The sequence below is a fragment of the Paenibacillus montaniterrae genome (assembly GCF_018403185.1).
Lineage (GTDB): Bacteria > Bacillota > Bacilli > Paenibacillales > Paenibacillaceae > Pristimantibacillus > Pristimantibacillus montaniterrae.
On sequence record NZ_BOSE01000001.1, the window covers coordinates 1,239,777 to 1,246,123 of the forward strand.

General features: G+C 47.3%; 3 protein-coding genes and 5 tRNA genes. 2 read left to right on the forward strand and 6 right to left on the reverse strand.

Going from position 1 to position 6,347, the window contains the following annotated elements:
• Complete coding sequence (locus tag KJS52_RS05870; RefSeq protein WP_213513734.1) at nt 1–3,474, forward strand: glycoside hydrolase family 2 TIM barrel-domain containing protein; 3,474 nt, start codon at nt 1–3, stop codon at nt 3,472–3,474.
• 135 nt (nt 3,475–3,609) lie between these two features.
• Entirely contained in the window at nt 3,610–4,761 is a 1,152-nt protein-coding gene (gene yhbH / locus KJS52_RS05875) for a sporulation protein YhbH (RefSeq protein ID WP_213513735.1), read from the forward strand.
• A gap of 57 nt (nt 4,762–4,818) precedes the next feature.
• Here the strand turns inward: yhbH and pdaA are convergent, their stop codons facing one another.
• The 6 genes from pdaA to KJS52_RS05905 all read right to left on the reverse strand — a co-directional run bounded on the left by pdaA (nt 4,819) and on the right by KJS52_RS05905 (nt 6,311).
• Nucleotides 4,819–5,568, reverse strand: a complete 750-nt coding sequence (pdaA, locus tag KJS52_RS05880; RefSeq protein WP_246563156.1) for a delta-lactam-biosynthetic de-N-acetylase — start codon at nt 5,566–5,568, stop codon at nt 4,819–4,821.
• Nucleotides 5,569–5,791: 223 nt separating this feature from the next.
• Nucleotides 5,792–5,868 (reverse strand) — tRNA-Pro (locus KJS52_RS05885).
• 3 nt (nt 5,869–5,871) lie between these two features.
• Nucleotides 5,872–5,946, reverse strand: a tRNA-Gly gene (locus KJS52_RS05890).
• Nucleotides 5,947–5,949: 3 nt separating this feature from the next.
• Nucleotides 5,950–6,025, reverse strand: a tRNA-Thr gene (locus KJS52_RS05895).
• A gap of 3 nt (nt 6,026–6,028) precedes the next feature.
• A tRNA-Glu gene (locus KJS52_RS05900) sits at nt 6,029–6,103 on the reverse strand.
• Between the two features lie 117 nt (nt 6,104–6,220).
• Nucleotides 6,221–6,311 (reverse strand) — tRNA-Ser (locus KJS52_RS05905).
• Between the last annotated feature and the right edge of the window lie 36 nt (nt 6,312–6,347).

Genomic DNA, 6,347 nt, shown 5'->3' on the forward strand with positions numbered 1-6,347 from the left:
ATGAGTCAAAAGCAATTGTTTAACAACTATTGGTATTTTTCCAAGCAACCGCTAAATACATCTTATGAAGCCGTATTAGCAGACGAGCAGGCCTGGATGTCTGTTACACTGCCTCATGATTGGCTAATTTATGACAGTAATAATTTGTACGAAAATAGCGAGGGCTGGTATCGCAAAACGCTGCATGTCGCTGATGCGGATGCGACCAATCGCACTTCCCTGTACTTTGAAGGCGTTTATATGGACTGTACGTTATTTGTCAACGGTCAAGCAGCAGGAGAATGGAAATATGGCTATTCCAGCTTTGAAATTGATATTACTCCTTTCCTTGTGCAGGGCAATAATGAGCTTGTTATGAGAGTGGTTCATCAATCTCCCAACTCGCGCTGGTACTCAGGGGCCGGCATCTATCGTTCTGTTTGGCTAATCTCGAAGCCGCAGACGCATCTTGCGACGCATGGCGTCTATGTGGCGACCAAGCCGCAAGAACAAAGCTGGCTTGTGGATATCGATAGCGAAATTGTATTCGAGCAGCAGGCTGATCCTTCGTCATCTTACCGAATCGTTCATAAAATTAGCGACGCAAACGGCCTGATCGTAGCAGAGCAAACAACTGCAGCAAGCATTGATGCCGGCAGCACGGTTACTGTCAAAACAGAGCTTGAAGTGGAGCAGCCGCAGCTGTGGAGCTTGTCATCCCCGCAGCTATACCAGTTGGAAACCTTGCTATATCGCGATGACCAGCTGCTGGATCGTGAAACGGAGCGCTTTGGTTTCCGCACCTTGCGCTTTACAACAAATGACGGCTTTTACTTGAATGATCAATATGTGAAAATATACGGCGTCTGCCAGCATCATGATCTCGGAGCGCTCGGTGCTGCGGTTAATCGCAAGGCTCTGCGCCGCCAAATTGAATTGCTAAAGGAAATGGGCGTGAATGCAATTCGCACTGCCCACAATATGCCTGCCGTAGAGCTAATGGAGCTTGCCGATGAAATGGGTGTGCTGATTTGCTCGGAAGCATTTGACATGTGGGAGCGTTCAAAAACAACCTATGACTACGCCCGTTTCTATCCAGAGTGGTGGCAAAAGGACATTGCGAGCTGGGTTCGCCGCGACCGCAATCACCCCAGCCTGATCATGTGGAGCATCGGCAATGAAATCTATGATACGCATGCCGGTCAACGCGGTCAGCAGCTGACTCGCGAGCTGATGGAGCTTGTTCAGCAGCTTGATTATAAAACGAACGCTGTTGTAACGATCGGCTCCAATTATATGCCTTGGGAAAACGCCCAGAAATGTGCCGATATCGTCAAGGTAGCTGGCTATAACTATGGCGAAAAATATTACGACCAGCATCATCAGCAGCATCCAGACTGGATCATTTATGGCAGCGAGACAGCTTCTGTTGTGCAAAGCCGCGGCATTTACCATTTCCCGCTGGCACAGGCTGTGCTTGCTGATGACGACGAGCAATGCTCGGCGCTTGGCAACAGCTCGACTAGTTGGGGAGCAAAAAGCACGGAAGCCTGCATCATTGCTGACCGTGACGCTACCTATTCGCTGGGTCAATTTATATGGACGGGCTTTGATTACATAGGCGAGCCTACACCTTACCATACGAAAAATTCTTATTTTGGCCAGCTTGATACGGCAGGGTTCAAAAAGGACTCCTATTATATTTATCAGGCGGAGTGGACCGATTACCGCAAGCAGCCGATGATTCATATTTTCCCTTACTGGGATTTCTCTGAGGGCCAGCTAATCGATGTGCGCGTATGCTCCAACGCTCCGAAAATTGAGCTGTTCTTCAATGACGTATCTCAAGGTGTCGTTCATATCGACCATCAACACGGGCAAAAGCTGGTCGGAAACTGGCAGCTTCCATATACGAAAGGCGTATTGCGCGCTGTCGCCTACAATGAGCATGATGAAGTAATCGCAACAGATGTGCAGGCATCCTTCGGAGACGCTAAGCAAATCACGCTTACAACGCACGAAACGAAGCTTATTGCCGACGGCTCTGATCTTGCGTTTATTGAGATCGCTATGACTGATGAGCAGGGATTGCCCGTACAAAATGCCAACAACCGTGTACATGTGTCGATCACAGGTCCAGGACGTCTCGTTGGACTAGACAATGGCGACAGCACAGATTACGAATCCTATAAAGGAACAACGCGCAAATTGTTCAGCGGCAAGCTGCTCGCAATTGTCGCAAGCACATTGGAGCCGGGAGAGATTACAGTAACCGTCAGCTCTCGTGGGCTGCCGTCAAGCAAGCTGACGCTGCAAGCTGAAGCAGCTGCTAAAGAAACAGCCGCACTTGAGGAGCTGACGCTCTATGCTTACGCCTCTCGCTTTGAGCATAGCTTTGAGCAGCTTCGAGTAGATTTGGAAGCAGATGAAATTCCTGTGCGCAAAATCGAAATTATCGCTCCGCTCGGTACGAAGCTTACTGCTGAGCAGCGCTCGCTGCCTGTGGAAGCCAAGCTTCATCCTGGCAACGCAACCTATAACGAGCTTGTATGGCGCTTAACCAATGTGGCGGGAGCAGATGCCAGTATTGCCACTCTGCACGCTGAAGGCCAACAGGCCACGATTCAGGCGCTTGGCGATGGCGAGATGTATGTGCGCTGCGGCATTAACAATGGCAAGGAGAAGCTGGACCATTACGCGATGCTGGGCTTGTCTGTTCAAGGAATCGGCCAGGCATTTTTACAGCCGTATGAATTTGTGTCCGCAGGCTATTGCAGCGAGCGCAGCAGCAATTTGACAATGGGCAATGAGCGCGGCGTAGCAACCGCGCGTGATGGGCAAAGCATCATTTACTTTGAAAACATCGATTTTGGCAGCTACGGCTCTGATGAAACAACGCTGCCGATCTTTTCGTTAGATAGTGAGTATTTCACGATGGAGCTGTGGGAAGGTCATCCTGAGGACGAAAATGCCGAGCATATTGCAACGCTCGCTTACCACAAGCCTTCAAAATGGAATGTGTATCAGCCGGAAAGCTACAAGCTGAATAAACGATTGCGCGGCATCACTTCGATCAGCATTGTGCTTAGCCGTAAAATTCATTTGAAGGGCTTCCAGTTTACAAGGCTTAATAAAGCTTATGAGCAGCTTGATGCGCTGGAATACGATCATATTTATGGCGACTCATTTACGCTTGCAGATAACGCAGTCGAAAATATCGGAAACAATGTTTCCATCATCTATGAGGATATGGATTTTGCAGCAGCTGGCGCGACCAAGCTTACGATTTGCGGTCATTCTCCAATCGACAAAAACACGATTCATATCTCGTTCTCGGGTAATGCTGGAGAAAGCAAGCAAATTGTCGAGTTTATGCAATCAGACGGCTATACAGAGCGGACCTTTGAGCTGGAGCCGGTAAACGGCCCGCAAAAGGTGATGTTTATCTTTTTACCGGGCAGCCAGTTTAATTTGAAATGGTTCCGGTTTGAGTAGGCTGCACTTACGCTGATTGTAAACCGCTAGCTTACAGTTAAGCTTCCAGTTAAACTAGTCATCATACCTGCTTGATTCGAGCATACAATGAATACATGTCATGTTGGATCATTTTCGGAAGGCAGGTGTGCAAGCATGCAGCAGCAGCCCGTATTTATCGTATCGCGCGAGGATTGGTCCTTGCATCGTAAAGGCTATAACGATCAGGCCAGACATCAGCAGCGCGTGCGTGACGCAATAAAAAATAATTTGCCCGATCTCGTTTCAGATGAAAGCATTATATTGTCCGATGGCCGCAGAACGGTTAAGGTGCCTATAAAAAGCCTCGACGAAGCGCATTTTGTTTATAACTACAATAAGAAAAAGCATGTCGGGCAAGGCGATGGAGATTCACAGGTTGGAGATGTGCTTGGCGTAGACCCGCAGGCTGCCAAAAAGCCCGGCCAGGGTCAGGATGCAGGCGATCAGCCCGGAGAAGATGTATATGATACGGAAATCAGTATCGATGAGCTTGAGGATATGCTGTTCGATGAGATGGAGCTTCCTAATTTGGAGCAGAAGCAAAAGGAACAGCTGCAAACCTCGGAAATTGTATTTCACGATATTCGCAAGAAAGGCATCATGTCCAATATCGATAAAAAGCGAACGCTGCTAGAAAATCTGCGTCGCAACGCCAATGCTGGACGCCGCGGCATTGGCGGCATTTCGCCTGATGATTTGCGCTACAAGACTTGGACAGAAATCGTGAAGCCGCAATCGAACGCTGTTATTTTTGCACTTATGGATACATCAGGCAGTATGGGAGCATTTGAGAAATATTGCGCACGCAGCTTCTTTTTCTGGATGTCGCGCTTTTTGCGCAAAAAATACGAGCATGTTGAAATTATTTATATCGCTCATCATACGGAAGCAAAGGTAGTCGAGGAGGAGGATTTCTTTACACGAGGCGAAAGCGGAGGTACAATTTGCTCCTCTGCTTATCAGCGAGCGTTGGAAATTATCGAGGAACGCTATCCTACCGAGCTATGGAACATTTATCCTTTCCATTTTTCAGATGGTGATAATTTAACTTCAGACAATGAACGTTGTGTTCGCTTGATTGAAAAGCTAATTGAGCGAAGCAATATGTTTGGCTACGGAGAAATTAATCAGTACAATCGCAGCAGCACGTTAATGAGCGCCTACAAGCATATTACCAATAAGAAATTCAAGCATTTTATTATACGGGAAAAAGGTGAAGTGTATAAAGCACTCACTCATTTCTTTGCCAAACAGCAGGCGCAATAATACGTAGAAGGGATGTTCAGAAGGTCAGTAAAACCTGACATGAACATCCCTTTTGCTTCAAAATGAAAACGGCAGCAGCTTTTCCGCCATTAGCATATCCAGGCTTTCAAATTCATATCCTTTCGCTCTGGCATCGTCAATCACTCTAGGCAAAGCCGCAGCGTTATCGCTTGAAACGGAATGAATAAGCATAATGCTGCCAGGATGCAGCTGCTTCATAATTTGCTGATAGGCATAATCAGCGCCCTTCTGATTATTGACCTCCCAATCCTTATAAGCCAATGACCAGAATACGCTTGTATAGCCTTCCTCACGGCTTACAGCAAGCACTCGATCGTTGAAGATCCCTCTCGGCGGTCTCAGGTAATGCATGCTCTTCTGCGAGCTAATGGCCGCAACTCCGTCTTTTACTCGAGCCAGCTCCTGGCGGATTTGATCATTGCTCATTGTTGTCATATCAGGATGACTCCATGAATGGTTGCCAACAATATGCCCTTCATCAACCATTCGCTTAATAAGCTCAGGTTGGTCCTTGACGTAATGCCCTGTTACAAAAAATGCTGCAGGAACCTTTTTTTCACGTAAGGTATCCAAAATCGGAGCTGTAAATCCGTTTTCATATCCGTTATCGAACGTCAGATACAGCACCTTTTTTGACGTGTTGCCAATAAAAAGTGCTTCATTCTGGTCAAGAATATGAGCAAAGCCTTCCTCCTGTATCGATGGCAGTTGTCCTCCAACGCTTCGTTTAAAACCGAAGTGGAAAGCTTTATCTCCATCTGCTTCAACCATGAGAGCGTTCGCCATAAACATCAGCACAAGCATTATTACCAGCATTGTCTTCTTGTAAATTCTTCGCACCTTGCTTCCTCCATATCCTGTACGCCTTTTATAAACTAAGATGCCCAAGTACATGGAAATTGATGCATGTTGTTCAGAATTGATCAAGCTATATATATCATCAGAGCGCAAAGATTTAAAACAAAAAAACTGAAGCTCTTAATTGAACTTCAGTCCGATGTTAATCATATGGTCGGGATGACACGATTTGAACATGCGACCCCCTGGTCCCAAACCAGGTGCTCTACCAAGCTGAGCTACATCCCGAAATGGAGCGGAAGACGGGAATCGAACCCGCGACCCTCGCCTTGGCAAGGCGATGCTCTACCGCTGAGCCACTTCCGCAAGTGGTGCCGCCTAGAGGACTTGAACCCCCAACCTACTGATTACAAGTCAGTTGCTCTACCAATTGAGCTAAAGCGGCGTTTGGTGACCCGTAGGGGATTCGAACCCCTGTTACCTCCGTGAAAGGGAGGTGTCTTAACCCCTTGACCAACGGGCCGTTCTATGTATGACTCTATCATTTCCACTTTTCTATCAGCGACAAGAGATATAATACCATTTACACATAATTAATACAATAGCATTTTTATATTTTCTTTCACGATAAGAAAAGCTGTGGCGGAGAAGGTGGGATTCGAACCCACGCACCACTTACGCAGTCTAACCCCTTAGCAGAGGGTCCCCTTGAGCCACTTGGGTACTTCTCCGTACTGGCTCCCCGAACAGGACTCGAACCTGTGACA